The organism is Streptomyces chiangmaiensis (assembly GCF_036281785.1).
Taxonomy (GTDB): Bacteria; Actinomycetota; Actinomycetes; order Streptomycetales; family Streptomycetaceae; genus Streptomyces; species Streptomyces chiangmaiensis.
In genome coordinates, this window is sequence record NZ_JAYWVC010000745.1 from 1 (window position 1) to 569 (window position 569).

General features: G+C 68.5%; 1 protein-coding gene. It reads left to right on the top strand.

What is annotated here, in order from left to right; all coding sequences use genetic code 11:
* Window positions 1–57: 57 nt before the first annotated feature.
* On the top strand, window positions 58–569 hold a 512-nt coding region (locus VXC91_RS46720; protein ID WP_329513382.1), incomplete at its 3' end, for an IS110 family transposase.

Below are 569 nucleotides of genomic sequence, written 5' to 3' on the forward strand. Positions count from 1 at the left end.
CACCCTGGCCCTCCCGGAACGGCGTCCTCCTGGCCTTTGCGAGGGAAGGAGCAGGCCGTGGATGTCATGCATGAACGCTGCGCGGGGATGGACATCAGCAAGAAGGACGCGAAGGTGTGCGTCCGCACCCCAAGTACCCGGCGGCGGGGGTCTTTCACGACCGAGACCACGACCTGGGGCGCCACCACGAATGCGGTCCTCGCCCTGCGCGACCACCTGCTCGCCGCACGGGTGACGCTCGTGGTGATCGAGGCGACGTCGGACTACTGGAAGCCGTATTACTACGTGCTGGCCGACGAGTTGAACGTGATCCTGGTCAACGCGCGGCAGGTCAAGAACCTGCCCGGCCGGAAGACGGACGTCTCGGATGCGGCCTGGCTGGCCCAGCTCGGCGCCCACGGCCTGGTGCGGCCCTCGTTCGTCCCGCCGGAGCCAGTGCGGGAGCTGCGGGACCTGACCCGTGCCCGCACGACCACTACCCGGGAACGCTCCCGGGCGGTCCAGCGGCTGGAGAAACTCCTGGAGGACACCGGCATCAAGCTCTCCGCGGTCGCCACTGACATCATGGG